Raw genomic sequence first — 26,942 nt, 5'->3', positions numbered from 1 at the left:
GTGGAGCACCTACTGGCTCGAAAGAAAAGCGGCGATCATCACATGATTCTCGCTCAATATTCGTAACCAGTAAGCGCATACCCTGAATCACTTCAAAGTGTAATTCTCAGGGTACGAATGACTATATCTCGCTCACAGCAGACTGTCAGATTTGATTGTGTGCTGCCAGTGAAAACTGTCAGATCAAGTTTGAGCTAATACATCTCAAGTACCTCGATGATTAACTCGCGAGGAAATACGGTCTCTTTTGTTTCCCTGAGCTCTTCTATCGACCACCAGTGCTGCCCGCGAATCACTTTTTGTTCATTGCCACTCCATCCGGAGTCATCGGTCTCCTGACTTTCTACACGGATAATGAAGAAACGTTCATCTGCCAGTACGGTCTCTCCGTTAGGTAACATCATGGTGAAGGTTTGGGAGGCAATTTGCGGCCCAGCGGATCCTCTTATCAACCCTGTTTCTTCACGCAGCTCCCGTAATGCGGCGTGTTCAAACGTTTCCATTTCCTCAACGCCGCCACCCGGTGTTGCCCAGTAGGTACGTCCGCTCAGCGCATCATCTTCATGATGAAAACGAAAAAGCAGAACCCTGTTCTCGGAAGAGAGAATAATAAGTCGTGATGATGGACGCGTACGCATTATGTTTCCTTACAGTGACTTTCAGTATGTCAGCGATAGGGGGATGTCTGTCGCCATCGTGCCAGAAGCCGGACATTCAATGTCCTGGGAAAATCCGTCGGCACTGGCGGCTGTGTTACACCGTCTATTGAGCCAATGACAGCCTCTTTTCAGAGACCGGCTGATTCTATTATTTCAAGTTCAGGAGCGCCGACGCGCTCCTGATGGTTTTCTTAAACGCCCGGAATATTGCGCGCGTAGTAAATCTCACGCATCTCTTTCCATAGCGCAGCGGTAATCTCTTTACGCTCTGCCTCAGTTAACTCTTCCGGCCGGGTGTGGAACATGTAGTGCTTAAGATCGAACTCTTTGAGCAGCATTTTGGTATGGAAGATATTTTCCTGATACACGTTCACATCCACCATGTCATACAGCGACTTCATATCTTCGGACATAAAGTTCTGGATGGAGTTAATCTCATGATCGATAAAGTGCTTCATCCCGTTGATATCACGGGTAAAGCCGCGCACGCGGTAATCGATGGTCACGATGTCGGATTCAAGCTGGTGGATCAGGTAATTCAGCGCCTTCAGCGGGGAAATCACGCCGCAGGTTGAGACCTCAATGTCGGCCCGGAAGGTGCATAATCCGCCTTCCGGGTGGCTCTCCGGATAGGTATGCACACAGATATGGCTCTTATCGAGATGGGCGACCACCGCTTCCGGCAACGGGCCGGGATGCTCGGTTGTATCAATAAGTCGTGGATCGACAGGTTCTTCGCTCACCAGAATAGTGACGCTGGCACCCTGAGGTTCGTAATCCTGACGGGCGATGTTCAGGATATTGGCGCCGATGATGGAGCAGGTTTCTGACAGAATTTCGGTCAGGCGGTTGGCGTTGTAGAGTTCGTCGATATAGGCGATGTATCCGTCGCGCTCTTCGGCGGTTTTGGCATAGCAGATATCGTAAATACAAAAACTCAGACTTTTGGTCAGATTGTTAAAACCATGCAGTTTCAGTTTTTTCAATTTCTTATCTTCTCCTTAGGACGACGCTGTCGCCAGCGCATCTTGCAGATACTGAGGTAAGGCAAACGCTGCCGTGTGGATTGCCGGGTTGTAATAGCGACACTTCAGGCCGGACGAGTGAAAACGCGCCTGAATGATTTCGGTCGACAGATGGCGCAGCGCTTCATTATCCGTCGCCCACGCGAAGGTCATTATGCCGCCGTAGTAGGTTGGGATCGCCGCCTGGTAGAAGCCGACATCGGCAAAGTAATGGCTGAGCTTGCGGTGGCTGTCGAGGGCTTCATCCTGTTGCAGGAAGCAGACGCCGTTCTGAGCGACAAAGATCCCACCTGGATTCAGGCAACGCTTGCAGCCTTCGTAGAATGCCGAGGTGAACAGACTCTCGCCGGGGCCGATCGGATCGGTGCAGTCGGAGATGATCACATCAAACGTGTTCTGTGTCTGGTTGACGAAATTCACGCCGTCGTCGATCACCAGCGTAAAGCGTGGGTCGTCATAGCTGCCGGCATTGTGGTTGGGTAAATACTGGCGGCAGAACGAGACGACGCCCGCATCGATTTCCACCATCGTGATGGTTTCGATGTTTTTGTGCCGGGTGACTTCACGCAGCATCGCACCGTCACCGCCGCCAATAATCAGCACGTGCTTTGCATGACCGTGAGCCATCAACGGAACGTGAGTCATCATCTCATGATAAATAAATTCATCGCGCTCTGTGGTCTGCACCACGCCGTCCAGCGCCATCACGCGACCAAAGGCGGCGTTTTCAAAAATGATGAGATCCTGATGATCGGTCTTCTCGTGATAGAGAATATTATCGACGGCAAAGTACTGCCCAAACTGGTCGTGTAGCGTTTCGTGCCACTGTTTTTTTTCGGCCATGGGGTGATGCCTCCTTTGTTAACACCCGTAAAAAAAGGGCGCAACATCATAGCTAACAATGACCGTTGATGCACGGTCATTATTTCAGCAATATGGACGGGAGGTTATTTGACGTAAGCCAGCAGGCTCAGGGAATCGCGCGCCAGCGCTTTGCATTTTTTTGCAACAGGAATACCGATGCCGCTTAAATCGCGATAGCTGTCTTCGCCAAGGGCTTTCATATCGAAGGTGTCGTAGTTGCTGAGGTCCCACTGGTTTTGCTGAGCAAAAAAGACCAGTGCGCGACGAATCTGCCCGTTGGGTAAATTCTGGTAGCCGCAGTCATTTTTCAGAAAGACAAAAACGGCCGTCAAATCGGCCATATCTTCGGCTTCAGATTCACTAAGCGCATAGCTATTTGCGCATACGGCCATCAGGCTGCCGAACAACACGGTTCTGAAAAACGTCTTCATTGCTTCTACCACTGCATCACGGAAAGTAAACGTTAGCATACTGGAGGCGAAGCGACGACTTTTATTATGTATTAAGTCATATTCCTGGCTTGACCTTGCCGTAAGGGGAGGGTCTATGCTCAGAGATTAGCTTTATTTCGCCTGCAGCAAAATAAGGAAATAATTATGCAACGTCGTGATTTCTTAAAATATTCTGTGGCACTGGGGCTGTCGTCAGCCTTACCGCTCTGGAGCCGCGCCGTCTTTGCCGCCGAACGCCCCGCACTACCCATTCCCGAACTGCTTACCGCCGACGCGCGTAACCATATCTCGCTGATGGCGAAGACTGGCCAGTCGACCTTCTTTGGAAAAACGGCAACCACCTGGGGCTATAACGGCAATCTGCTCGGGCCCGCGCTGAAGCTGCAAAAAGGCAAGGCGGTAACGGTGGATATCCATAACCAGCTTAATGAAGAGACCACGCTGCACTGGCATGGACTGGAAGTGCCGGGTGAAGTGGATGGCGGGCCGCAGGGGATTATCCCGGCGGGCGGGAAGCGTACCGTCACGTTTACGCCGCAACAACGGGCGGCGACCTGCTGGTTTCACCCCCATCAACATGGGAAAACCGGGCGTCAGGTGGCAATGGGCTTAGCGGGTCTGGTTCTGATTGAGGATGAAGAGATTCACAAGCTGCTGCTCCCGAAGCAGTGGGGGATCGACGATGTACCGGTCATCGTGCAGGACAAACGGTTTAATGCTGCCGGGCAGATTGATTATCAGCTTGATGTGATGGCGGCTGCCGTAGGCTGGTTTGGCGATACGCTGCTGACCAACGGAGCCCTTTATCCTCAACATGCTGCGCCGCGTGGCTGGCTGCGTCTGCGCTTGCTCAACGGCTGTAACGCCCGTTCACTCAATTTTGCTGCCAGCGATCAACGTCCATTGTACGTCATCGCCAGTGACGGTGGATTGCTGGCGGAACCGGTAAAAGTCAACGAACTGCCCGTGCTGATGGGCGAGCGTTTTGAAGTGTTGGTGGACGTCAGCGACGGTAAACCGTTTGATCTGTTGACTCTGCCGGTTAGTCAGATGGGGATGGCGATTGCGCCGTTTGATAAGCCGCATCCGGTCATGCGTATTCAGCCGATTGCCGTAAACGCCTCTGGTACATTGCCGGACACTCTCAGCGTAATGCCCGCGTTGCCTTCCGTTGACGGGCTGACGGTGCGTAATCTGCAACTGTCAATGGACCCGATGCTCGACATGATGGGAATGCAGTCGCTGATGAAAAAGTACGGCGACCAGGCGATGAGCGGGATGGCGCACGGGCAGATGCAGGGACATATGGGCAACATGCAGCACGGTGACATGGGTCATATGAATCACGGCGGTCAATTTGATTTCCACAATGCCAATAAGATTAACGATATCGCTTTTGATATGAACAAACCGATGTTTGCGGCGAGCAGAGGAACGGTTGAACGCTGGGTGATTTCTGGCGTGGGCGATATGATGCTGCATCCGTTCCATATTCACGGCACGCAGTTCCGTATTTTGTCTGAGAATGGTCAGACACCAGCAGCACATCGTACGGGCTGGAAAGATACCGTTCGGGTGGAAGGCGGCATTAGCGAGGTGTTAGTAAAATTTGAACACGCTGCGCCGAAAGAACACGCCTATATGGCGCATTGTCACCTGCTGGAGCATGAAGATACCGGAATGATGTTAGGCTTTACGGTATAAGCGGTACGGAGGGCGATTCTGTTTTTTTCGGATATCGCTCTCCAATAGAGATAGGAATAATACCATTCTCATCTGTAATCTCTGAAAATAGATTTTGGTCGTTATCTTTACAGATGTCACCGGATATACTTGCGCAAACTAATCGTGAACTCTGAGGTGAAAAATGGATATTTTCCGTAAAATGGTGGCAGCATCTTTTGCTATGTTAGTGGCGATTTCAGCCCATGCTGGAATGGACATGGAGCGTAAAAACTTTCCTGAGCTGAAGTTAAGCATTGAAATTCCGCAAACGCTAACGCCAATGTCGGCTGAAATGGCGAAAATTAAGTATCCGTCCGAGAATCGTCCACAGATCATTTATGGCGATGAAAGAGGTAAAGTCTCTCTGGGTGTGACTGCTGGCCGCAGCGCGCTGCCAGCCGCACAGGTGGATATGATGAAAGATGCGTTGCTGAAAATGTTAGCCAACTACAAACCGGAGGCAGAATCGGTTACGGTTGACGGGCATAAAGCATGGTTACTGACTTTCCGCTCCCAGGCCGCAGACAGTGAAATTCTGAATCTGATGCTGATTACCAGCGAAGACAATAAAGCCGTCCAGGTCGCCTTTAATATGACGAAGGATTTGGTTGATCAGTATCAGGATGTTGCAAAAGCGTCGCTAATGTCGCTGAAGTTTGACTAATCATTATTGCTGAATATCAACAAGCGCCCGCGATTATTGCGGGCGTTTTGTTTTTCCTGAATATTCGCTTCTGATAATCCTCCCCTTTTTTCTTATTATTCATCATATTTATCATTCACCTGCATAAGACATTGTTACCCTCGTAAATGGTGATTCCTGCCGTTATTTGATATATCTCTATTCGTTAAATTGTGGATAAATGCGGGAAAGGGAAGCGACGCTGAATAAATTCAGTGGCATTAGCCCATCACGCCATGAGAGAGAAGGATTGAATTCATGTCCGTACAACTTGATGTCAAAGATTTTGGGGCAAGGGGCGATGGCCTCGTCAAAGACACCCGGGCGCTGCAAAGCGCCATCGATAGCGGGGCGGTACAGGGGGTTCCCGTTGTGATTTCTCCGGGAACTTACCTGGTCGGTTCGTTATTCCTGAAGGAAGGCAGCCGACTCCATTTCGCACAGGGAGCGACGCTACTGGGGTCGACTGATATTGCCGACTATCCGGAGATCCCGACGCGTGTGGCAGGCGTTGAGATGATGTGGCCTGCGGCGATCGTGAATGCCATTGAGGTGAACAACATTGCTATTTCAGGACATGGCAGGATCGATGGTCAGGGCGCCCACTGGTGGGATCTCTACTGCGGCCCGGATAAAGCGAGCGGTCTGCGGGTTGATTATGATAACAAAGGGCTGCGCTGGATTGCGGACTATCTCATTAAGCGACCGCGCGCCTGCCTGATTTACAAAGCAGAGCATGTCTCGATTACCGATTTAACCTTTGAGCGTGCCGGGTTCTGGAATTTACAGATAACCTATGCAGATAACGTAATCGTCAGCGGGGTCACCATTCGTGATAACCACGGGCCAAGCACGGACGGCATTGACATTGACTCCTCAAGCCACGTCCGCGTCACGCAATGTGATGTGTCATGCGGCGACGATTGCATCGTGATCAAGTCGGGTCGCGATGGGGATGGGTATCGGGTGGGGCGGATCGCCGAACACATTGAAATTGACCTCTGTGTGATTCGCTCGGGCTATGGCGTGACGCTGGGCAGTGAAGTCAGCGGCGGTATACGTAACGTCTACGTGCACGATATTACCTTCGAAAACTCTGACTGCGGGCTGCGCATGAAGTCGTCGAAGGAGCGGGGAGGGTTTGTTGAAGATGTGGTCGTGGAAAACCTGCGGATGCGTAATGTGCAATTTCCTTTCTCCTGGATTATGGACTGGCACAACGCCTATAACCGCAAACGGTTCGACAATATTGCTGAGTTGCCCGAAGCCTGGCAGGCGGTGGCGAGGCAGATCCCGGAAAATTTACAGATGACCAAAGTGCGTAATATCCGTATCAGCCATGTCGATGCCACGCTGGCGGCGGATTATCGCTTACCGGCGCGCGCGTTTGATCTGGTGGCCTTTGCGGAGAAACCGATGGAGGACATTCGGTTTAGCCATTGTCGGATCGAGGCGAAAGAGTTTGGCCGTATTGTGGCGGTCAATCATTTGCGCTTTGATGACGTTGTTGTCTCTGCGGCGGGTGAAAATGACGGTGTGAATGATACGTTTGATAATCGCTAACATAAAAAAGACAGCGTGGGGTCTCCACGCTGTCTCTGCTACAAAATAGACTGCGTTACTTCGCGTCGTCAGGCAGCGCGTAAGCCACGATATAGTCGCCCATCTTCGTACCAAACGAGCCGTGGCCTCCGGCCGAAATCACGACATACTGTTTGCCGTTCACCTCATAGGTCATCGGCGTGGCTTGTCCACCGGCTGGCAGACGTCCCTGCCACAGTTTCTCACCGTTGCTCATGTTGTAAGCGCGCAGGTAGTTATCCGCCGTGGCAGCAATAAACAGCACATTGCCTGCCGTGGAGATAGGACCGCCCAGCATCGGCATACCCATATTGAACGGTACCGGAACCGGCATCGGGAACGGCATGCTGTCCTGCGGCGTACCAATGCGTTTTTTCCAGACCACGTCGTTGGTTTTCAGATCTAGCGCGGAGATATACCCCCAGGCCGGTTGCTTACACGGCAGACCAAACGGCGACAGGAACGGGTTCAGCGTGACGCCAAACGGCACGCCGTACTGTGGCTGAATACCGGATTCGCTACCCGTGCCTTGCGCATCTTTCGGCGGTTCCATCGGATTACCCGGACCACGTGGGATCAGCTTAGAAACGAACGGCAGCGCCATCGGGTTAGCTATCGCCACCTGACGGTTGGGATCGACCGAAATACCGCCCCATTCGAACATCCCGAGGTTGCCCGGGAACACCAGCGTGCCCTGTTCAGACGGCGGGGTAAAGATGCCCTCATAGCGCATCTGGTGGAACATCACGCGGCACACCAGTTGGTCGAACATGGTAGCGCCCCACATATCTGCCCCGGTCAGATCTTTTTTCGGGCGGAAACTCAGTTCAGAGAACGGCTGCGTTTTGCTGACGTAATCCCCTTTGGCGGCACCCTGCGGAACCGGTTTTTCGGGGGCCGGAACGACCAGCTCGCCGTTACGGCGATCGAGAACAAAGATGTTACCGGTTTTGGCTGGCGCGTAGATGACCGGGATTTTCTCACCTTTGACGGTGATATCCGCCAGCGTCGGCTGGGACGGCATGTCCATATCCCACAGGTCGTGGTGTACGGTCTGATAGCTCCAGGCAAGCTTACCGGTGGTGGCGTTCAGCGCCACAATCGAACTGGCATAGCGTTCCTGCTCCGGCGTGCGGTTACCGCCCCAGATATCCGGTGTGGTCACGCCCATCGGCAGATAGACCAGATCCAGCTTCGCGTCATAAGCCGCCGGGGCCCAGGAGTTGGGCGAGTTAAAGGTAAACGCGTGTTCGTCGGACGGGATGGCATTCGGGTCTTTCGCACCGGGATCGAAGGCCCACAGCAGCGTGCCGTTATTGACGTCAAAACCGCGGATCACACCCGAGGTTTCGCGCGTGGAGAAGTTATCGGTAACCGAACCGGCAATCACGATGGTTTTATCGGTGATGATGGGCGGTGACGTTGGCTCATACAGCCCCGGCGTCGTATCCGGCATATTGGTTTGCAGATTCAGAATACCTTTGTTGGCAAAGGTTTCGCACAGCTTGCCGGTTTCCGCATTCACCGCAAACAGACGACCATCGTTCACCGGCAGGATGATGCGGCGCGGACAGTCGGCAATGACTTCTGGTGTGGCATTATCGGCTTTCGCTTCATGATACGACACGCCACGGCAGGTAACGTGCTGGAAGCTGGTGTTGGTATTCAGTTGCGGATCGAAATGCCACTTCTCTTTCCCGGTGGCCGCATCAAGCGCGAACAGACGCTGGTGGGCAGTACAGAGATACAGCGTATCGCCGACTTTAATCGGCGTGACTTCATTGGTTATCTCACCAGGATCGTTAGGCTGCTTCAGGTCACCGGTGCGGAACACCCACGCCTCTTTCAGGTTGTGGACATTGTCGGCGTTGATCTGCTTGAGCGGCGAGAAGCGTTGACCTTCCTGATTACGACCATACGCCGGCCAGTCGTTGTCGGAGATAGTGGAGATAGCGTCGGCCGGAGTGGTGTCTGCGCTCAGGGTGCCGTTGATTTCCTGTGGGTCATGGAAACCCGCCCAGGTCAGGATCCCTCCGCTAATCAGCAGGGCCACCACCAGTGCCGCTACGGCACCACGGGAAGGAACAATCAGGCGATGCCAGACAAACGGTAAAATCAGCCAGATGCCGAAGAAGACCAGGATGTCACTGCGCGGCGTGAGTGCCCAAAAGTCGAAGCCGACTTCCCAGACGCCCCAGAGCAGGGTTGCGAGGAGCAGGGCGGCGTAGAGCCACAGTGCGGAACGCTGACTGCGCCAGAGCATAACGGCGACACCCAGCATGACAAGACCGGCGATCGGATAGTACCAGGAGCCGCCAATGGCGACCAGCCAGCCTCCGCCGATCAGGAGATACAACCCGCTAAGCGCTGCAAAGAGGGCCGTTAACACCACGAGGAGTCGCGGTGAACGTGCGTTGTTATCTGCCATAAAAATACACCATCTCAATTTGTTAATTTTTTAGTAGCAATTAATTATAGGATTTAACAAGTGTGATCGTCATCACAAAATGAGCTTTATTAAGAGATGCCGCGAATAAATACTTTTACTGGTATACTGCATGCCTTGCACTTCGATGCTGTTCCGGTAGAAGCAGGCATTGAGTGATTTGTTTTTAAATCATATGGTTAGAGTTATGAAACATACTGTAGAAGTAATGATCCCCGAAGCGGAGATCAAAGCGCGGATTGCCGAACTGGGTCGTCAGATTACTGAACGTTACAAAGACAGCGGCAGTGACATGGTGCTGGTTGGTCTGCTGCGTGGCTCATTTATGTTTATGGCGGATCTGTGCCGTGAAGTGCAGGTATCTCATGAAGTCGATTTTATGACCGCCTCCAGCTACGGTAGCGGCATGTCCACCACCCGAGACGTCAAGATCCTCAAAGATCTCGATGAAGACATTCGCGGCAAAGACGTGCTGATTGTGGAAGACATTATCGACTCCGGCAACACGCTGTCGAAAGTGCGTGAAATTCTGAGCCTGCGTGAACCGAAATCTCTGGCGATTTGCACCCTGCTGGATAAACCCTCCCGCCGTGAAGTGAACGTCCCGGTCGAGTTCATCGGTTTCTCCATCCCGGATGAGTTCGTGGTGGGCTACGGTATTGACTACGCTCAGCGCTATCGCCATCTGCCGTATGTCGGCAAAGTGGTGCTGCTGGACGAGTAAGCGTAAAAAAGCCGGGAAAATCCCGGCGTTGACTGGATACGTCCCCGGTGCATGACCGGGGATTTTTATTTGTGGTTGACGTGTTTCTGGCTGAGGTTAGAAACGCCCTGGCGATAGCGCTGCTCCAGGGTGGCGCGACTGGTCGCGGTTACTTCCAGATCGCGCAGCAGACCATCGTGAATACCGTATGCCCAGCCGTGGATGGTCACTTTCTGACCCCGTTTCCAGGCTGACTGCATGATGGTGGAGTGGCCCAGGTTGTACACCTGTTCCATCACGTTCAGCTCACACAGCGTATCCATACGACGCTCTTGCGGCATATCGCCAAGCAATGAGCTATGTTTGAACCAGATATCACGGATATGCAGCAGCCAGTTGTCGATGAGGCCCAGTTCCGGGTTATCGACCGCCGCCTGTACGCCGCCACACCCGTAGTGACCACAGATAATAATGTGTTCAACTTCGAGGACATCAACGGCATACTGAACAACGGAGAGGCAGTTGAGGTCTGTGTGGATGACCAGGTTGGCCACATTACGGTGGACAAATAATTCGCCCGGTTCAAGACCGGTTAAACGTTCTGCGGGAACGCGACTGTCGGAACATCCAATCCATAGAAAGCGTGGTTTCTGCGCTTGCGCCAGTTTCTCAAAAAATCCGGAATCCTCTTCCACCAGCATTTTTGACCATAGTGCATTGTTGCTGATGAGTGTATCTATGTCTTTCATGGAGGTTAACGACCTGTAACCAAATAAGTGCGTTGGGCTAATATAGGGCAACTCCGGGATTATTTAAACCACATATAAAGTGTAAGAACGTAAGGTAAGTAAAAATTTATGACCATTGCACTGGAACTTCAACAACTTAAAAAAACTTATCCTGGCGGCGTTCAGGCGTTGCGCGGGATAGATTTACAGGTCGAGGCGGGTGATTTTTACGCGCTTCTGGGACCGAACGGGGCAGGAAAGTCGACCACTATCGGTATCATCAGCTCGCTGGTGAACAAATCTTCCGGGCGCGTCAGCGTCTTTGGCTACGATCTCGAAAAAGATGTCGTTAACGCCAAACGTCAGTTGGGACTGGTGCCGCAAGAATTTAACTTCAACCCGTTTGAGACCGTGCAGCAGATCGTGGTCAATCAGGCGGGCTACTACGGCGTGGAGCGAAAAGAAGCGATCGAGCGCAGCGAAAAGTATTTAAAACAGCTCGATCTGTGGGAAAAACGCAACGAACGTGCACGGATGTTATCCGGTGGGATGAAGCGACGTCTGATGATTGCTCGTGCGCTGATGCACGAGCCGAAGCTGCTGATTCTCGATGAACCGACAGCAGGCGTTGATATCGAACTTCGCCGCTCAATGTGGGGCTTTTTGAAGGATTTAAACGACAAAGGCACCACGATCATTCTGACGACTCACTACCTGGAAGAGGCGGAAATGCTCTGCCGCAACATCGGGATTATTCAGCACGGCGAACTGGTCGAAAACACCTCGATGAAAAACCTGCTCTCTAAGCTCAAATCTGAAACCTTTATTCTCGATCTGGCGGCGAAAAGTCCGCTGCCGAAGCTGGAGGGCTATCAGTATCGGCTGGTGGATACCTCAACGCTGGAAGTCGAAGTGCTGCGTGAGCAAGGAATTAATAGCGTGTTCAGCCAGCTTAGCGCGCAGGGCATTCAGGTACTGAGTATGCGTAACAAAGCGAACCGCCTTGAAGAGCTGTTTGTGTCACTGGTTCATGAAAAACAAGGAGATCGCACATGATGCAGCTTTACTGGGTCGCGCTTAAAAGCATCTGGGCGAAAGAGATCAACCGCTTTATGCGGATCTGGATCCAGACGCTGGTGCCGCCCGTCATCACCATGACGCTCTATTTCATTATCTTCGGTAACCTGATTGGCTCCCGCATTGGCGAGATGCACGGTTTCAGCTACATGCAGTTCATCGTGCCGGGTCTGATCATGATGGCGGTGATCACCAATGCTTATGCTAACGTCGCGTCGTCGTTCTTTAGCGCCAAGTTCCAGCGCAACATCGAAGAACTGCTGGTTGCGCCGGTGCCCACGCACGTGATCATCGCCGGTTTTGTCGGCGGTGGCGTAGCGCGCGGACTGTGTGTCGGGATTCTGGTGACGGCCATTTCGCTGTTCTTTGTTCCGTTCCAGGTGCATTCGTGGCTGTTTGTTGCGTTGACGCTGGTTCTGACGGCGATTCTGTTTTCGCTGGCGGGCCTGTTGAACGCCGTGTTCGCGAAAACTTTTGACGATATCAGCCTGATTCCGACCTTTGTGCTGACGCCGCTGACCTATCTTGGCGGGGTGTTCTATTCTCTGACGCTGCTGCCGCCGTTCTGGCAGGGCTTATCGCAGTTAAACCCGATCGTCTACATGATAAGCGGCTTTCGCTACGGCTTCCTCGGCATTCACGACGTGCCGCTGGTGACCACGTTTGGCGTGCTGGTTGTCTTTATTGTGGCGTTCTATCTGCTGTGCTGGTCCTTAATCCAGCGCGGACGCGGGTTGCGTAGCTGAGCGTTTTTATCCTCTCCTCCGCGTGAGGAGAGGGCGATTTTTGACCATTGTCATCATTCTCCATTTGTTACATTGATAAACTACTTGCCTGCTAATGAGGTGAGAAATGCTAGGTTGGGTCATTACCTGTCATGACGATAAGGCTGAGGAACTCCTGAGCCTTCTGGAAAAAAAACACGGCCCGCTGGCGCAATGCCGGGCGGTGAATTTTTGGCGTGGGTTGAGCGCGAACATGCTGAGTCGGATGATGTGTGACGCCCTGCATGCCACTGATTCCGGTGATGGCGTCATCTTTCTGACCGATCTCCCCGGTGCGGCGCCGTATCGCGTGGCGTCATTGATGAGCCATAAACATCCGCAATGTGAAGTGATCTCCGGCATTAATGAGACGCTGCTGGGGGACATGATTTCATCACGAGACTCAATGAGTAGTCCGGCGTTTCGCGACCAGATTGTTGCCCTCGGCGGGCCAGAAGTTACCAGCCTTTGGCATCAGCAACAGAAAAATCCCCCCTTTGTTCTGCTGCACGATTTGTATGAGTATTAATCATTCTTATTAATGAGATGAATTGGTACAATCGTTGCGTTGTTTCTTGCCCCGGTTATCGTTAATGATGAAATATCTGTTCCTGCTGCTGCTGTCCCTCTCTACAGTAGTCAGTGCGGCGTTGCCTGCTCGCTATATGCAAACCACGGAAGATGCGGCTATTTGGGCGCAAATTGGTGATGACATGGTGACCGTGGGAAATATTCGCGCCGGACAGATTATTTCTGTCATTCCGGTCGCTGCTGACTATTACGAATTCAAATTTGGCTTCGGCACCGGGTTTATCGACAAGGGGCATCTGGAACCGGTGCAGGGTAAACAGCGCGTTGAGGACAGCCTCGGCGATCTCAACAAACCGCTCAGCAACCAGAATCTGATCACCTGGCAAGCCACCCCCGTCTATAATGCGCCGAACGTTGGCAGCGCGCCGTTTGGCGTACTGGCGGATAACCTGCGTTATCCCATCATCAGTAAGCTCAAAGACCGGCTGAATCAAACCTGGTATCAGATCCGCATTGGTGACCGACTGGCCTGGATAAGCGCGCTCGACGCCCAGGAAGATCGCGGGCTGCCGGTGCTGACCTATCACCATATTCTGCGCGATGAAGAGAACACGCGCTTTCGTCATACCTCCACCACCACGTCAGTCCGCGCCTTCAGCAACCAGATGACCTGGCTGCGCGATCGCGGTTACAGCACGCTGACGATGACTCAACTGGAAGGTTATGTGCGCAATAAATTGAACCTGCCTGCGCGGGCGGTGGTGATTACCTTTGATGACGGCCTGAAGTCGGTGAGCCGCTATGCCTATCCGGTACTGAAGCAGTATGGGATGAAGGCCACGGCCTTTATTATCTCGTCGAGAATTAAAGTTCGTCCGCAAAAATGGGATCCCAAATCGCTGCAGTTTATGAGTATTTCAGAACTCAACGGCATCCGCGATGTGTTTGATTTTCAGTCCCATACGCACTTTTTGCATCGGGTCGATGGCAATCGTCGCCCAATCCTGCTCAGCCGTAGCCATCATAATATTCTGTATGATTTTGAACGCTCCCGGCGTGCGCTGGCCCCGTTTAATCCGCACGTGCTCTATCTTTCATATCCGTTTGGCAGTTATAACGCGACGGCAGTGAAAGCGGCAGAAGAGGCTGGATTTCACCTAGCGGTGACCACGGTGAAAGGGAAGGTAAAACCGGGGGATAATCCGTTCTTACTCAAACGGTTATACATCTTAAGGACGGACTCACTGGAAACCATGTCGCGGCTGATCAGCAATCAGCCGCAGGGGTAGTTCGCTTACGCAACCTGAACCGGAATCGCTTTCGCGGTGCGTTTCATTTCGTTGTCGCCTTCGAAGTAAGCGACCTTCGGCTGCCAGCGGCGAGCTTCTTCGTCAGACATGGTGACGAAGCTGGCGATGATCACAATATCGCCCACGCTGGCACAGTGTGCCGCCGCGCCATTGACGGAGATGATTCTGGAACCGCGTTCGGCGGCAATGGCATAGGTGGAGAAACGCTTGCCGTTGCTCACGTTCCAGATATCAATGGCTTCATTTTCGAGGATCCCGGCGGCATCCAGGAAATCCTGATCGATGGCGCAGGAACCTTCATAGTGCAGGTCCGCCTGAGTCACTTTCACGCGGTGGAGTTTGCCCTGCAGCATTGTGCGAATCATAACGTCTACCTTAAAGACTCTTCATCATTCAGGCCGCCTCTGTATTGGGTGCGCCTGAGTCATTCCGAGTGTGTTCAGTTGTTAACGAAGCAGGTCGAAACCTGCTTTGAGAATTTTCTCAGGCAGTATTGCCTGATTTTTAACCCCTGTCTACTGGGTTAATGCAACCGTCTGATTGTCGATTAACCGAGCCTGACCGAGCCACGCAGCAACCAGAATCACGGCTCGCTGGCTGCTTTCGGTCAGTTCAAGCAGCGTGTCAGCATCGCGGATCTGAATATCATCGGGGCGGAAGCCTTTTTCCGTCAATTCCTGTTCAGCGATGGCAATAATCTCTTCCAGTTCACGCTCGCCGGCCTGCAACTTTTCACCGATGCGGCTCATCACTTTGTACAAACCGGGGGCGATTTTACGTTGTTCGGCCGTCAGATAACCGTTACGCGAACTCAGGGCTAAACCGTCTTTGGCGCGAATAATCGGTACACCGACGATGTCGATGTCGTAGCCCATATCGGCAACCATTTTGCGGATCAGCGCCAGTTGCTGGAAGTCCTTCTCGCCAAAGCAAGCGACGTCCGGCTGTACCAGATTGAACAGCTTGCTGACGATGGTTGAAACACCACGGAAATGACCCGGACGGCTAGCGCCTTCCAGCATCGTCGAGAGGCCGGGGACATCAACGTACGTCTGCCCGTCGGTGCCCTGGGGATAGATTTGGTCCGGCGCGGGGGCAAAGACGAAATCCACTTTACGCTTGTTCAGTTTTTCGCAGTCTTCCTGCAGCGTGCGCGGGTAGCGCACCAGATCGTCCGGACGGTCAAACTGCATCGGGTTAACGAAAATACTCACCACCACGATGTCCGCACGGGCTGTCGCTTCATCAACCAGCTTCATGTGACCATCATGCAGGTTGCCCATCGTCGGCACCAGCGCAATGCGCTTACCTTCCTGACGGGCTCTGCGGATATGCTGACGCAGCAGTGGCAGGGTTTCAATAATCAGCACAACAAGACTCCTTAATGGAAACTGTGTTCTTCGCCCGGATAGACGCCGGACTCAACCTCGGCAATATACTGCCGTACCGCGGCGCGCATGTCGCCTGCTTCCGTAAGGAAATTTTTGGCAAATTTCGGAATATGGCCGCCGGTGATGCCAAAGGCGTCGTGCATCACTAAGATTTGTCCGTCGGTGACGTTACCGGCACCGATGCCGATGACCGGAATGGAAAGCGCGTCAGTCACGCGCCTGGCCAACTCAACCGGGACGCATTCCAGCACAATGAGTTGCGCGCCTGCGGCTTCCAGCGCCAGGGCATCGTCCAGCAAAACCTGTCCGGCATCGCCACGGCCCTGAATTTTATAGCCACCAAAGATATTGACCGACTGTGGCGTCAACCCTAAGTGTCCGCAGACGGGTACCGCGCGCTCGGTGAGCATTTTCACGGTATCTACCAGCCAGGCGCCGCCTTCAATCTTGACCATGTTCGCGCCCGCGCGCATGACGATGGCCGAATTTTCAAAGGCCTGTTCCGGCGTCGCATAAGCCATAAACGGCAGATCGGCGAGCAGCAGGCAATTCGGCGCGCCGCGACGCACCGCACGCGTGTGGTAAGCGATATCTTCAACGGTAACCGGCAGGGTGGAGTCATGCCCTTGCACCGTCATCCCCAGGGAATCTCCGACCAGCATCACATTGATCCCTTCGTCGGCAAACAGTCTGGCGAAGCTGTAGTCATAGGCAGTAATGGTGGCGAAGCGTTTTTTCTCTTGTTTGCACTTCTGCAACAGTGAGATGGTGGTCGGTTTCATAACATTTCCTGATGGTGAACGTCATATTTACCGGCATTTTAACAGTCACATTCAGTGGGGCAATTGATTTAAGCAGCAGTCAGGCGTGAAAAGAACAAACGTGAAGAAAGACGCGCGTGATTACCAGCGAGCGGGTTTTTCTGCGCCGAGGTGAGTGAGTACCTGTTGCAGTGAGATGCCGTCAGGGAAGTGCAGGTCAGGGGCGATTTCAAACAGCGGCCAGAGCATAAAACCACGGTTTTTCATGTCGTAGTGCGGCACGGTTAACCGCTCGCTGTTGATGATGCGATCGCCAAACAACATGATGTCCAGATCTAACGTGCGTGGTCCCCAGCGTTCGGCTTTACGTACCCGGCCTTGCTGAAGTTCAATGCGCTGGGTGTGATCGAGCAATGTTTCTGGCTCAAGCGTCGTTTCCAGCGCCACGGCGGCGTTCAGGTAATCGGGCTGATCCTGCGGACCCAGCGGCGGGGTTCGGTAAAAGGAAGAGACGGCAACGACCCGGCTTTCAGGGAGCTCACGTATCGCGTTGACGGCAGCATTGACCTGCTCCAGAGGAGAGGCCAGGTTGCTGCCCAGCGCGATATAAACGAGGGTCATGCCGTTCCTTCACGACGCGGCGCGCGCTTGCGCGGACGACGGTGCCGACGGCGCGGTGACGGATCTTCATCCAGCTCGTTCAGCATGCCTTTTTGCTCTGGTGGTGCAGAAACCTGGAATTCGCCCCACCACTGCGCCAGACGCTGCAGTTCGGCATTGTTTTCCACTTCGGCACGCAGGGCGAGTAAATCATACGCGGCGCGGAATTTCGGATGTTCCATCAGCTTCCACGCGCGCTTACCCTGGCGACGGGACATCCGCAGTTGCAACTGCCAGATATCGCGCGTCAGCGAGGTGAGACGTTTCGGGATCGCCAGCGAACGGCAGGCCTCATCCAGCACTTCGTTCATCGCCAGCGCGAACGCGTCATAGTAGGCCAGACCGCTTTCCTGGGCGATTTTCTGCGCCATTTCCAGCAGCGGATACCAGAACATCGCGGCAAACAGGAAGGCCGGATTAACGCGCATGTCGTTATGGATGCGGTTATCGGTATTTTTCAGCACCTGCGCGATGATGCGTTCCATTGCGCTGTCGCCATTCTCGGTGAAATAACGAGTGATGGTCGGGAACAGTGGCTGGAACAGGCTGTATTCGCGCAGTTTTTTATAGGTTTCATAGCCGTAGCCCGCCTGCAATAGCTTCAACGCCTCTTCGAACAGGCGCGCGGGCGGGATATCGTTGAGCAGCGTGGCCAGGCGCGGGATCGGCTCTGCCGTTTCCGGGCTAATCTTCATGTCGAGCTTCGCTGCGAAACGCACGGCGCGCAGCATCCGCACCGGATCTTCGCGGTAGCGGGTTTCCGGATTGCCGATCAGGCGAATCACACCATCTTCCAGATCCTGCATACCGCCGACATAGTCGCGAACGGTAAAATCAGCGACGCTGTAATAAAGGCTGTTAATGGTGAAGTCACGGCGCTGGGCGTCTTCTTCGATGGAGCCGAAAATGTTGTCGCGCAGCAGCATACCGTTTTGTCCGCGTTGGGACGTGGTACGGTCGCTTTCGCTGCCTTCGTGATGACCACGAAAGGTGGCGACTTCAATAATTTCCGGGCCAAACATGACGTGCGCCAGACGGAAACGGCGGCCTACAAGGCGGCAGTTACGGAACAGTTTGCGCACCTGGTCTGGCGTCGCATTGGTCGTGACGTCAAAATCTTTCGGTTTTTTGCCAAGCAGAAGGTCGCGGACGCCTCCGCCAACCAGCCAGGCTTCGTATCCCGCTTTATTCAGCCTGTACATTACCTTCAGGGCATTTTCACTGATATCTTTGCGTGAAATAGCGTGCTGCTCGCGCGGGATGACCGTCATACGCGGACGGGCGACGGCAATTTCGGCCTCGCTCTCTTCGCGGCTTAGCACCTTGCGGCAAAAATTAGCGACTCGGGTAAAAATAGTGCACCTCGGTAGTGTCAAACAATATTCAGAATTCAGTTCAAATCATTTGCTGTGTAAAAATAGCGGCTAATCATAGCTCAGCACGACGTATTTGAGAATGCCGGATTTACAATCGCCGATTCAGGTACCGTCGAAAGCGTCCAGTTTGCCACGGCGGATGCCAGGATCTCGTCGACGTGCATCTCCTGCCACGGCACATCACCCTGCTGCCCAAGAAAGCGCAGCGCGTCCATGAGAACGGGACGCGGATCGCCTTGCGGCAAGGCAGGGGCATGATTCTGTTTGGACAGTTTAGCGCCTTGTTCATTGAGCGCCAGCGGCAGATGAATATAGTCCGGAGGCGTCCAGCCGAACTGCTGGTACAGCGAGATTTGTCGTACCGTCGGTTCTATCAAATCGGCGCCGCGCACGATTTCGCTGACACCCTGAAAGTGATCGTCCACCACCACCGCCAGGTTATAGGCGAACAGTCCATCACGGCGATGGATAATAAAATCTTCTCTCGCCAGACGTTCGTCAGCCTGAATGTCACCGCGAAGTCGATCGTAAAAACGGGTGACGGGATGCTGCTGTTTGATACGAACCGCCGCTTGCGCCGGTCCGTTATGCAACTCGCGGCAGTGACCATCATAAATTCCGCCAATGCTCTGGACGCGCGCACGGGTACAGGTGCAGTAGTAGCTCAGCCCCCGGTCGTATAACCAGGCGAGCGCGTCGCGGTAGGCGTCATGGCGCTGTGACTGCCATAAAATGTCGCCATCCCAGTGCAGGCCGTAATGTTCCAGTTGACGCAGAATCGTGTCTGCGGCACCGGGAACTTCACGAGGAGGATCAATATCTTCTATACGTACTCGCCATATTCCCTGACGGGCGCGAGCCTGTAAGTAACTGCCCAGCGCAGCAATGAGGGAGCCAAAGTGCAGTTCACCAGAAGGTGACGGGGCGAATCGGCCAATGTAGTGTGAGTCAGTCATCTTTGCGTAAAAATGAACAGGCGGGGAAAGCCCCGCCTGTTGTAAACGTTTCAAACGCCAGGCCTTAGCCAGCCATTTGTTTTTCGCGAATTTCAGCCAGCGTTTTGCAGTCGATGCACAGATCGGCTGTTGGACGCGCTTCCAGGCGACGAATACCAATTTCTACACCGCAGGATTCGCAGTAGCCGAAATCTTCGTCTTCAACCTTCTTCAGCGTTTTCTCGATCTTTTTGATCAGTTTGCGCTCACGGTCACGGTTACGCAGTTCGAGGCTGAACTCTTCTTCCTGTGCGGCACGGTCTACCGGGTCCGGGAAGTTGGCAGCTTCATCCTGCATATGAGTAACGGTGCGATCGACTTCATCCCTAAGTTGATTACGCCATGCTTCAAGAATACGCCTGAAGTGCGACAGCTGGGCTTCGTTCATATACTCTTCGCCCGGTTTCTCCTGGTACGGCTCCACCCCAGCGATGGCGAGAATACTCAGGGACGATGTTTTACGGTTTTGCCCTTCTTGCATGTTGCTTCTCCTTAACACGCACTATCGATCCCCATGTTCGGGGGAAAAATCAGGTCGCTATAAATAGCAGATGCTTTTCCGGATAGCAATTAACTAAACGTAACACTTGACAACCCTGTGAGGAAAAGCGTATTTGCGCACGCGACCAGAATACTAAATAACCAATTGTTTACAACACTATAAAGTGACAGTTAATGGCTCTATCAGAGTCATACTATCGGCAGAAAGTTCCGCTTTATAAACCAGAATTTCTACCCCCTTACGCTGTGCTTCGAACAATAGTTGCGCATATTTCGCGTCAATATGGCGCGCGGGTGAAAACCGTGTAATGGCGGAGTGCAGGACGGCAAAGAAAATCACTGCGCGTTTGCCCTCAGCCGCTACGCTCATCAGTTCCCGAAGATGTTTCTGACCTCGTTCAGTGATGGCATCGGGAAAATAACCAAAATCCTTTTCCGCTAACGTTACCGATTTCACTTCAATATAGCAGTCAGGCCGTGAATCTGCCTGTAACATAAAATCAATGCGGCTCCGTTCGGCGCCGTATTTTACTTCGCTTTTCAGCGTGGAATAACCTGAAAGTTCTGAAACTCGTCCCTGTTCAATGGCCTCTTTCGTCAGTCTGTTAGCCCATAGCGTATTAACACAAATTAACGCGCCCGTCTGGGTTTGGGTTAATTCCCAGGTGTGTGGATATTTGCGTTTGATATTCTCCGACGTCGAATACCAGATCGTATCACCGGGCGTTGCACACCCCGTCATCGCCCCGGTATTGGGGCAGTGTAGCGTGAGTTCAGTCCCGTCAGGTGTGATCACATCGGCTAAAAAGCGTTTATATCGCTGAACCAGCGTCGCGCGCTGGAGAGGGGGAGTAAATTGCATCGCGCATGTCCTTGATTATTCGGTGAGCGTCCAGCGCTGAAGTTTGGCGTAACGCGTGCGTCCTCGGGAAAAAGAGGAGGCATACAGGGCAAATTCCGTCACCGGAAATGACCAGCAAAAGCCAGGCGGCGGGATCGCCACGGCGTGACTGGCGTCGCGCAGTAGCGTCACGTGTGGATGAAACGGCTGCGGACTTTGATAACACCCGCTGCGCGCCGCCTGGGCCCGCAGAATATTTGCCAGTTGCAACAGCCCGCGCGGGGACTGACGTGTCCCCAGCCAGACTACGCGAGAGCGTAACCACTGTCCGGCATCATCCAGACTGAGCGTAAACCCGGGCTGACGAATGCGACCGGCAAGGGCAATCAGCGCCTGTTGTTTGTCAGCGCTCACATCGCCTAAAAACGCCAGCGTTAAATGCAGGTTCTCGGCCGCGACGGGGCGCCCCGCCTCCGGGAGGAAATTAGCCGCCCGCCACGAGATAAGTTGCTCACGTACCGTGGCGGGCAGTTCGATGGCAAAAAACAGCCGTTTCGGCTCAGACATCTTAGGTACTCGGTTATGAATTAACGCGATGCTACAATGCGGCGCGAAGAATGTTAACCCTCTGGAGCCATTTGTGACGTCGTTACCTGTTGCTGCTGTACTGCCTGAATTGCTTACTGCCCTGGATTCTGCGCCACAGGTACTGCTGAGCGCGCCGACGGGAGCCGGTAAGTCAACCTGGTTGCCGCTACAGTTTCTGGCGCATAAGGGTATCGAAGGGCGGATTATCCTGCTGGAGCCGCGTCGTCTGGCAGCGCGTAACGTGGCACAAAGGCTTGCGGAACTGCTCGATGAAAAGCCCGGTGAGACGGTTGGCTACCGGATGCGGGCGCAATCCTGCGTCGGGCCAGCAACGCGGCTTGAGGTGGTCACCGAAGGGGTACTGACGCGTATGATCCAGCGCGATCCGGAGCTCAGCGGTGTGGGACTGGTGATCCTCGACGAATTTCACGAACGCAGCGTGCAGGCAGATCTCGCGCTGGCGCTGCTGCTGGACGTGCAGCAAGGACTGCGCGACGATCTTAAGCTGCTGATCATGTCCGCCACGCTGGATAACGATCGCCTGCAACAGTGCCTGCCGGATGCGCCGGCGATCGTTTCTGAAGGGCGTGCCTTTCCCGTTGAGCGCCGTTATCAGCCGCTGGCATCGCAGTTGCGTTTCGACGAAGCCGTGGCGGTCGCTTGTGCCGAACTGCTGCGCAAAGAGCCCGGCTCGCTGCTGCTGTTTTTACCCGGCGTCGGGGAGATCCTGCGCGTACAGGAGCAATTAAGTGCGCGAGTCGGTAGTGATGTAATGCTGTGTCCGCTCTATGGCGCACTGTCGCTTAGCGAGCAGCGCAAAGCGATTTTGCCTGCTCCGCAAGGCATGCGTAAAGTTGTGCTGGCGACCAATATTGCGGAGACCAGTCTGACCATTGAGGGGATTCGCCTGGTGGTTGACTGCGCGCAGGAGCGGGTGGCGCGGTTTGACGCGCGCACCGGGTTGACCCGGCTTATCACCCAGCGCATCAGTCATGCTTCCATGACCCAGCGCGCCGGGCGGGCTGGACGTCTGGAGCCGGGTATCTGTCTGCATCTGATTGCCAAAGAGCAGGCGGAACGCGCTGCAGTACAAGGGGATCCTGAAATTTTGCACAGCGATCTCTCCGGTCTACTGATGGAATTGCTGCTGTGGGGATGTCGCGATCCCGCGCAACTCACCTGGCTGGATCTACCGCCTGCTGTCAACTTACAGGCGGCGAAACGATTACTGCACATGCTGGGGGCGCTGGAGGGCGAGCAGCTCAGTACGACGGGGCAAAAAATGGCGGCGTTGGGTAACGATCCGCGGCTGGCCGCGATGTTAGTCAGTGCTTCCACACCCGACGATGCGGCTACGGCGGCAAAGCTGGCGGCGATTCTTGAGGAACCACCGCGGATGGGCAATACCGATCTTGGCGTGGCGTTTTCCCGCCATCAGCCCGCCTGGCAACAGCGTAGTCAGCAGCTTCTCAAGCGTCTGAATGTTCGCAACGGCGAAGCGGATGCGTCACGTATAGCCCCGTTGCTGGCTCAGGCCTTTGCCGACCGCATTGCGCGTCGACGCAGCCAGGACGGGCGTTATCAACTGGCAAATGGTATGGGGGCGGCGCTGGACGCTGATGATGCGCTGGGGCGGCACGAATGGCTGATCGCGCCTCTGTTATTACAGGGCAGCGCGTCGCCGGATGCGCGGATCCTGCTGGCGCTGCCGCTCGATATCGATGCGCTTATCCAGCGTTGTCCTGAGTTGTTACAGCAGTCTGATACTGTCGAGTGGGATGAGGCGCAAGGGACGCTGAAAGCCTGGCGCAGACTGCGAGTCGGGGAGTTGACGGTCAAAGTCCAGCCGTTGGCAAAACCGTCCGAAGAAGAACTGCATCTGGCGATGCTTAACGGCATCCGCGATAAAGGCCTGAGCGTGCTCAACTGGACGCCTGCGGCAGAACAACTGCGGTTACGCCTGCACTGTGCGGCGAAATGGCTGCCGGAGTATGACTGGCCTGCGGTGGACGACAGGACATTACTGGCCACGCTGGAGAACTGGCTGCTGCCGCATATGAGCGGCGTTCATTCGCTGCGCGGCCTGAAATCGCTGGATGTTCACCAGGCATTGAGCGGGTTACTGGATTATTCCCTGCAGCAACGTCTGGTGAGTTCGTTACCCACACATTACACTGTGCCGACGGGAAGCCGGATAGCCATTCGTTATCACGACGATAATCCGCCGGCGCTGGCGGTCAGAATGCAGGAGATGTTTGGCGAGGCCCGTACGCCGACCATCGCCGAGGGCCGCGTGCCGCTGGTTCTGGAGCTCTTGTCCCCCGCGCAGCGACCGTTGCAGATAACCCAGGATTTGGCTGCGTTCTGGCAGGGTTCGTATCGCGACGTGCAAAAAGAGATGAAAGGGCGCTATCCCAAACATGTCTGGCCGGACGATCCGGCGAACACGGCACCGACGCGGCGGACCAAAAAGTATTCGTAAGCCGGAGAGGGCATTTACGCCCTGTCCGACAAAAGAGCCGTAAAATTGAGAGATTTCTTCTTTTGTCTTCTGACGGAAGAACAGAGAATCAGGCCCTTGCGCCTGAATGTAGCGGAGAAAAAGCATGGCCGGGAATGACCGCGAGCCAATTGGACGCAAAGGGAAACCTACGCGTCCGGTGAAACAAAAGGTGAGCCGTCGCCAACTCAGAGATGATGAGTACGACGACGATTATGATGATGACTATGAGGATGAAGAACCGATGCCGCGTAAGGGTAAAGGCAAAGGGCGTAAGCCTCGTGGCAAGCGCGGCTGGATGTGGCTGCTGCTGAAAATAGCGATTGTATTTGCGGTACTGCTTGCCATCTATGGCGTCTATCTGGATCAAAAAATCCGTAGCCGTATTGATGGCAAAGTCTGGCAGTTGCCGGCGGCGGTGTATGGCCGGATGGTCAACCTTGAGCCGGAAATGTCGGTCAGCAAAAACGAAATGGTCAAATTGCTGGAAGCCACCCAGTATCGTCAGGTCAGCAAGATGACGCGTCCTGGCGAGTTTACCGTGCAGGCCAACAGCATTGAGATGATCCGCCGTCCGTTTGATTTTCCGGACAGCAAAGAGGGTCAGGTGCGCGCGCGTCTGACGTTCGATAGCGGCCGTCTGGACACGATCGTCAACATGGATAACAACCGCCAGTTCGGTTTCTTCCGTCTCGATCCGCGCTTGATCACCATGCTCTCGTCGCCAAACGGCGAACAGCGTCTGTTTGTTCCGCGCAGCGGTTTCCCGGATCTGCTGGTGGATACGCTGCTGGCGACCGAAGACCGTCATTTCTATGAGCATGACGGGGTGAGTTTGTACTCTATCGGCCGCGCGGTGCTGGCAAACCTGACCGCCGGACGCACGGTACAGGGGGCAAGTACCCTGACCCAACAGCTGGTGAAAAACCTGTTCCTCTCCAGCGAGCGTTCGTACTGGCGTAAGGCCAACGAAGCCTACATGGCGCTGCTGATGGATGCGCGCTACAGCAAAGATCGCATTCTTGAGCTGTATATGAACGAGGTGTATCTCGGTCAGAGCGGCGATAACGAAATTCGCGGCTTCCCGCTGGCGAGCTTGTACTACTTTGGCCGCCCGGTGGAAGAGCTGAGCCTGGACCAGCAGGCGCTGCTGGTGGGGATGGTGAAAGGGGCGTCAATCTACAACCCGTGGCGTAACCCGAAACTGGCGCTTGAACGTCGTAACCTGGTGCTGCGTCTGCTGCAGCAACAGCAGGTGATCGATCAGGAACTGTACGACATGCTGAGCGCGCGCCCGTTAGGCGTGCAGCCGCGCGGTGGGGTGATCTCACCACAGCCCGCGTTTATGCAGATGGTGCGTCAGGAGTTGCAGGCGAAGCTGGGCGATAAAGTGAAAGATCTCTCCGGCGTGAAGATCTTCACCACCTTTGACTCTGTTGCCCAGGATGCTGCCGAGAAAGCGGCGGTTGACGGGATTCCGGAACTGAAAAAACAGCGCAAGCTGAGCGATCTGGAAACCGCGATTGTGGTGGTGGACCGCTTCAGTGGCGAAGTCCGGGCCATGGTCGGTGGCGCTGAACCGCAGTTTGCTGGCTATAACCGCGCGATGCAGGCGCGTCGTTCGATTGGTTCTCTGGCCAAACCGGCGACCTATCTGACCGCGCTGAGCCAGCCGAAAATCTATCGTCTGAACACCTGGATTGCCGATGCGCCAATTGCGCTGCGCCAGCCAAACGGTCAGGTGTGGTCGCCGCAGAACGACGATCGTCGTTACAGCGAAAGCGGCAAAGTCATGTTAGTGGATGCGCTGACGCGCTCCATGAACGTACCGACGGTCAATCTGGGGATGGCACTGGGTCTGCCAGCCGTCACCGATACCTGGCTGAAGCTGGGCGTGCCAAAAGAGCAGTTGCATCCGGTTCCGGCCATGCTGCTGGGGGCGCTGAACCTGACGCCAATCGAAGTGACGCAGGCGTTCCAGACGATCGCCAGCGGCGGTAACCGTGCGCCGCTTTCCGCGCTGCGTTCGGTTATTGCCGAAGATGGCACCGTGCTGTACCAGAGCTTCCCGCAGGCGGAACGCGCCGTTCCGGCTCAGGCTGCCTACATGACGCTGTGGACGATGCAGCAGGTTGTGCAGCGCGGCACCGGTCGTCAGCTTGGCGCGAAGTATCCGAATCTGCATCTGGCGGGTAAAACCGGGACCACGAACAACAACGTCGATACCTGGTTTGCCGGTATTGACGGCAGCCAGGTGACCATCACCTGGGTGGGCCGCGATAACAACCAGCCAACGAAGCTGTACGGTGCGAGCGGGGCGATGTCTATTTATCAGCGTTATCTGGCAAACCAGACGCCGACGCCGCTGACGCTGACGCCGCCGGAGGATATTGCGGAGATGGGCGTCGACTATGACGGCAACTTTGTCTGCAGCGGCGGCATGCGCACGCTGCCGGTCTGGACATCAGACCCAGATTCGCTCTGCCAGCAGGGTGAAATGCAGCAGCAGCCGACCGGGAACCCGTTCGATCAATCTTCTCAGCCGCAGCAACAGCCGCAACAGCCGCCGAAGGAAGAGAAGAAAGACGGCGACGGCGTGGCGGGGTGGATTAAAGACATGTTCGGCAGTAACTAACCATCGTGCCGGATGGCACTTCGTTTATCCGGCCTACAGGATCAATACGGCATTGGGCTTGTAGGCCGGATAAGGCGTTTTTGCCGCCATCCGGCAATTCCCCTACAAAAACATTTCACACCACTTTCTTAACCCTTTCTTTTCATC

The 26,942-nt window shown here is 54.5% G+C and carries 25 protein-coding genes; 10 read left to right on the top strand and 15 right to left on the bottom strand.

Features of this window, described 5'->3' with window-relative positions; genetic code table 11:
• Positions 1-194 precede the first annotated feature (194 nt).
• From QQZ17_RS11460 to QQZ17_RS11445, 4 genes are all read right to left on the bottom strand, one after another.
• Complete coding sequence (locus QQZ17_RS11460; RefSeq protein ID WP_152405845.1) at positions 195-638, bottom strand: NUDIX hydrolase; 444 nt, start codon at positions 636-638, stop codon at positions 195-197.
• 212 nt (positions 639-850) lie between these two features.
• Complete coding sequence (speD, locus tag QQZ17_RS11455) at positions 851-1,645, bottom strand: adenosylmethionine decarboxylase (RefSeq protein ID WP_042323781.1); 795 nt, start codon at positions 1,643-1,645, stop codon at positions 851-853.
• A gap of 15 nt (positions 1,646-1,660) precedes the next feature.
• Positions 1,661-2,527, bottom strand: coding sequence for a polyamine aminopropyltransferase (gene speE, locus QQZ17_RS11450; RefSeq protein WP_152405844.1), 867 nt, complete (start codon positions 2,525-2,527; stop codon positions 1,661-1,663).
• A gap of 104 nt (positions 2,528-2,631) precedes the next feature.
• Positions 2,632-2,979 (bottom strand): YacC family pilotin-like protein, encoded by a 348-nt coding sequence (locus QQZ17_RS11445; RefSeq protein ID WP_001295568.1) that lies wholly within the window; start codon positions 2,977-2,979, stop codon positions 2,632-2,634.
• A gap of 165 nt (positions 2,980-3,144) precedes the next feature.
• Between QQZ17_RS11445 and cueO the strand changes: the two genes are divergently transcribed.
• The 3 genes from cueO (at position 3,145) to QQZ17_RS11430 (ending at position 6,970) form a co-directional block, all read left to right on the top strand.
• Positions 3,145-4,704, top strand: coding sequence for a multicopper oxidase CueO (cueO, locus tag QQZ17_RS11440; protein WP_152405843.1), 1,560 nt, complete (start codon positions 3,145-3,147; stop codon positions 4,702-4,704).
• A 163-nt stretch (positions 4,705-4,867) separates the two neighbouring features.
• The gene (locus QQZ17_RS11435; RefSeq protein ID WP_152405842.1) at positions 4,868-5,389 is read left to right on the top strand and encodes a hypothetical protein; all 522 of its coding nucleotides are present in this window, start codon (positions 4,868-4,870) and stop codon (positions 5,387-5,389) included.
• Positions 5,390-5,665: 276 nt separating this feature from the next.
• Positions 5,666-6,970 carry a glycoside hydrolase family 28 protein gene (locus tag QQZ17_RS11430; protein WP_284554135.1) on the top strand — a complete coding sequence of 435 codons (1,305 nt, stop codon included), beginning with the start codon at positions 5,666-5,668 and terminating at the stop codon, positions 6,968-6,970.
• A gap of 55 nt (positions 6,971-7,025) precedes the next feature.
• Here QQZ17_RS11430 and QQZ17_RS11425 read toward each other — a convergent pair whose 3' ends face one another.
• The gene (locus tag QQZ17_RS11425; protein WP_152405840.1) at positions 7,026-9,416 is read right to left on the bottom strand and encodes a glucose/quinate/shikimate family membrane-bound PQQ-dependent dehydrogenase; all 2,391 of its coding nucleotides are present in this window, start codon (positions 9,414-9,416) and stop codon (positions 7,026-7,028) included.
• Positions 9,417-9,621: 205 nt separating this feature from the next.
• On the opposite strand from QQZ17_RS11425, the gene hpt reads away from it, so the two are divergent.
• Positions 9,622-10,158 (top strand): hypoxanthine phosphoribosyltransferase, encoded by a 537-nt coding sequence (gene hpt, locus QQZ17_RS11420; protein WP_042997896.1) that lies wholly within the window; start codon positions 9,622-9,624, stop codon positions 10,156-10,158.
• Positions 10,159-10,223: 65 nt separating this feature from the next.
• Here the strand turns inward: hpt and can are convergent, their stop codons facing one another.
• Positions 10,224-10,886, bottom strand: a complete 663-nt coding sequence (can, locus tag QQZ17_RS11415) for a carbonate dehydratase (protein WP_061076458.1) — start codon at positions 10,884-10,886, stop codon at positions 10,224-10,226.
• 108 nt (positions 10,887-10,994) lie between these two features.
• Between can and QQZ17_RS11410 the strand changes: the two genes are divergently transcribed.
• From QQZ17_RS11410 to QQZ17_RS11395, 4 genes are all read left to right on the top strand, one after another.
• A complete protein-coding gene (locus tag QQZ17_RS11410) occupies positions 10,995-11,921 on the top strand; it encodes an ABC transporter ATP-binding protein (RefSeq protein WP_152405839.1) in 927 nt (308 codons plus the stop codon).
• Entirely contained in the window at positions 11,918-12,688 is a 771-nt protein-coding gene (locus tag QQZ17_RS11405) for an ABC transporter permease (RefSeq protein WP_152405838.1), read from the top strand. Before QQZ17_RS11410 ends, QQZ17_RS11405 begins: the two co-directional genes overlap by 4 nt.
• 106 nt (positions 12,689-12,794) lie before the next feature.
• Complete coding sequence (locus QQZ17_RS11400; protein ID WP_152405837.1) at positions 12,795-13,235, top strand: PTS sugar transporter subunit IIA; 441 nt, start codon at positions 12,795-12,797, stop codon at positions 13,233-13,235.
• 64 nt (positions 13,236-13,299) lie between these two features.
• On the top strand, positions 13,300-14,526 hold the full coding sequence (locus QQZ17_RS11395) for a polysaccharide deacetylase family protein (RefSeq protein WP_187696629.1): 1,227 nt from the start codon (positions 13,300-13,302) through the stop codon (positions 14,524-14,526).
• A gap of 5 nt (positions 14,527-14,531) precedes the next feature.
• Here QQZ17_RS11395 and panD read toward each other — a convergent pair whose 3' ends face one another.
• The 9 genes from panD to thpR all read right to left on the bottom strand — a co-directional run bounded on the left by panD (position 14,532) and on the right by thpR (position 21,639).
• The gene (panD, locus tag QQZ17_RS11390; RefSeq protein WP_042323756.1) at positions 14,532-14,912 is read right to left on the bottom strand and encodes an aspartate 1-decarboxylase; all 381 of its coding nucleotides are present in this window, start codon (positions 14,910-14,912) and stop codon (positions 14,532-14,534) included.
• A 150-nt stretch (positions 14,913-15,062) separates the two neighbouring features.
• Complete coding sequence (gene panC, locus QQZ17_RS11385; protein ID WP_152405836.1) at positions 15,063-15,917, bottom strand: pantoate--beta-alanine ligase; 855 nt, start codon at positions 15,915-15,917, stop codon at positions 15,063-15,065.
• Positions 15,918-15,928: 11 nt separating this feature from the next.
• Entirely contained in the window at positions 15,929-16,720 is a 792-nt protein-coding gene (gene panB, locus QQZ17_RS11380) for a 3-methyl-2-oxobutanoate hydroxymethyltransferase (protein WP_152405835.1), read from the bottom strand.
• A 120-nt stretch (positions 16,721-16,840) separates the two neighbouring features.
• Positions 16,841-17,320, bottom strand: a complete 480-nt coding sequence (gene folK / locus QQZ17_RS11375; RefSeq protein ID WP_152405834.1) for a 2-amino-4-hydroxy-6-hydroxymethyldihydropteridine diphosphokinase — start codon at positions 17,318-17,320, stop codon at positions 16,841-16,843.
• Positions 17,317-18,714 (bottom strand): polynucleotide adenylyltransferase PcnB, encoded by a 1,398-nt coding sequence (gene pcnB / locus QQZ17_RS11370; protein ID WP_205685287.1) that lies wholly within the window; start codon positions 18,712-18,714, stop codon positions 17,317-17,319. Before pcnB ends, folK begins: the two co-directional genes overlap by 4 nt.
• A gap of 80 nt (positions 18,715-18,794) precedes the next feature.
• The gene (gene gluQRS / locus QQZ17_RS11365; protein ID WP_152406393.1) at positions 18,795-19,691 is read right to left on the bottom strand and encodes a tRNA glutamyl-Q(34) synthetase GluQRS; all 897 of its coding nucleotides are present in this window, start codon (positions 19,689-19,691) and stop codon (positions 18,795-18,797) included.
• 64 nt (positions 19,692-19,755) lie between these two features.
• Positions 19,756-20,211 carry an RNA polymerase-binding protein DksA gene (gene dksA / locus QQZ17_RS11360; RefSeq protein ID WP_003829221.1) on the bottom strand — a complete coding sequence of 152 codons (456 nt, stop codon included), beginning with the start codon at positions 20,209-20,211 and terminating at the stop codon, positions 19,756-19,758.
• Between the two features lie 177 nt (positions 20,212-20,388).
• Positions 20,389-21,093, bottom strand: a complete 705-nt coding sequence (sfsA, locus tag QQZ17_RS11355) for a DNA/RNA nuclease SfsA (protein ID WP_152405833.1) — start codon at positions 21,091-21,093, stop codon at positions 20,389-20,391.
• A gap of 15 nt (positions 21,094-21,108) precedes the next feature.
• Positions 21,109-21,639: an RNA 2',3'-cyclic phosphodiesterase gene (thpR, locus tag QQZ17_RS11350; protein ID WP_152405832.1), complete on the bottom strand. Its 531-nt coding sequence runs from the start codon at positions 21,637-21,639 to the stop codon at positions 21,109-21,111.
• A gap of 73 nt (positions 21,640-21,712) precedes the next feature.
• Here thpR and hrpB point away from each other — a divergent pair, with 73 nt between their 5' ends.
• Positions 21,713-24,142: an ATP-dependent helicase HrpB gene (hrpB, locus tag QQZ17_RS11345; protein ID WP_187697494.1), complete on the top strand. Its 2,430-nt coding sequence runs from the start codon at positions 21,713-21,715 to the stop codon at positions 24,140-24,142.
• A 124-nt stretch (positions 24,143-24,266) separates the two neighbouring features.
• On the top strand, positions 24,267-26,795 hold the full coding sequence (gene mrcB / locus QQZ17_RS11340) for a bifunctional glycosyl transferase/transpeptidase (protein ID WP_152405830.1): 2,529 nt from the start codon (positions 24,267-24,269) through the stop codon (positions 26,793-26,795).
• Positions 26,796-26,942 lie beyond the last annotated feature (147 nt).

The sequence above is a fragment of the Citrobacter sp. T1.2D-1 genome (assembly GCF_950098555.1).
Taxonomy (GTDB): Bacteria; Pseudomonadota; Gammaproteobacteria; order Enterobacterales; family Enterobacteriaceae; genus Citrobacter_A; species Citrobacter_A telavivensis.
Note: the sequence above shows the minus strand (reverse complement) of the source record. Positions and strands in the feature narration are given on the sequence as shown.